The sequence below is a fragment of the Planctomycetaceae bacterium genome (assembly GCA_041398785.1).
In the GTDB taxonomy this organism is placed as follows: domain Bacteria; phylum Planctomycetota; class Planctomycetia; order Planctomycetales; family Planctomycetaceae; genus JAWKUA01.
Genome location: JAWKUA010000071.1, coordinates 1 through 1,535, shown reverse-complemented (window position 1 = coordinate 1,535; position 1,535 = coordinate 1). Strand labels below are relative to the sequence as shown.

Here is a 1,535-nt window from a genome sequence, read left to right as displayed (position 1 = left end):
CATACCGACTACGCTGCCCTTGAGTCGGCAATTCCCGCTGAGTTGAAGCTTCGACTGCTTCGCGGGGCGTTGCAGGATGAGACCGTCGCATCCGACCGGTTCGGATTCACGCCGTTCCGCAATTCGCCGCTCGAACGACAACTGCCCAGCAACGATGAACTCGCTTTGATGACGCGGCTCCACTGTGACTGCTGGACCAGCCTGGCATCCGGTAAACCGTCACGCAAAGAGCTGCGACGCTGGCGAACGATTTTCCGGGCGATGCTGCAGAGAATCGACCGTTTTGGGCTCCTGATCCACTTTGGCACCTACTCAGACGACTTCTGTCTCGCGGGTCCGGAAGTGCGATGTGTGAGTCACTACGATTGCCTGGACGGACTTTTGCGTGACACTCTGTACCAGATGACACCGAATTGATCGTCCGGAAAACAAAACGATCAAAGTCGTGAGCAACTCAAACGGTGATTGCCGGTCGGCGTGCCGAGTCCTCGGCCAGGCGTCACGTCCAACCTGCCGGAGCATGTGGCACATCTGGCTTTGCCCGTGTTTTCCGTTGTCTGACTGAGGCGGCCGGCACAGCCCGTGGCACACGTCACCAGTCTCAGAATCTCCGGCCGTTCGTCAGTGCCACCTGCCGTGATATTTGAGCCCAATATTGTCCGAAGGGAAACTTCGGCGCTTTGGCGGCGTTTTCGAGTTTGCTGTTTCGTTTGCCTCGCGTCCCGGCATGAAAGTACCAGCGGCGGGACAGCCACGCCGCTCCTGACTGCATCATGATCCGGCGTGAGGTGACGATGAGAATTCTGGCGAATTCCGGGGACGACTGTTACTCGTACCCCTATGAAGGCAGTGTCTCCGCGTGGCGCATCAGACGATCTGTCGGCCGCGGAGGTCGCAACGACCGCGACGACGTGCTGAAGATCCAGAAGCTGCTTAATCTCACTGAACCCACGGACGGCGGTCCTCCCGTGCCACTGGTCGAGGACGGCTGGATCGGACCAAAGACAAACAGTGCCATTGCGCACTTCCAAAGCGTCCAGCAGACGGGCAGTGATGGACGAGTGGATCCGTTCGGTCCGACACTCAAGCGGATGAATGAGGTGTCGAAGCCGCGGCTGGGCGTGAACAATGCGGCTCTGCTGGCGCGCGTCGCCGCTGCAATGGGCACGCTGACGCAGATCGTCACGAAAGGCCAGCGAACAGTTGAACGGGCGATGGACTACCTCCGGTTCGGAGACGGCATATTTTCTTCCAAACGCGACTACGAGATGGCGGATCTGTATTTCGACTTCAAACGGTTGTCACAGTCACAGACTCAGGCTGCGCTGGTTTCGATCCGCACAACGTTCCGGCGTGCCTGGACAGCTCTGAACAGCCCGCCCAGTCCCGTCACCGGAGGAAATCCGCTGGGTGTTTCCATATTTACAATCGATCCGCTTGGCCACAGCCACTACGCCTATGTACCCACCTGGAAATCGCATGAGAAACGCGAACATCCGGACGTGCATACCGGTCATGTGTACCTGTGTCGAAAA

The 1,535-nt window shown here is 58.5% G+C and carries 2 protein-coding genes; both read left to right on the top strand.

Annotation, left to right across the window (positions count from 1 at the left end; genetic code table 11):
- Positions 1-417 (top strand): hypothetical protein (locus tag R3C19_27470; protein MEZ6064103.1); only part of this gene is annotated, 417 nt, incomplete at its 5' end.
- Positions 418-773: 356 nt separating this feature from the next.
- Positions 774-1,535: peptidoglycan-binding domain-containing protein (locus R3C19_27465; GenBank protein ID MEZ6064102.1), on the top strand; the 762-nt coding region annotated here is incomplete at its 3' end.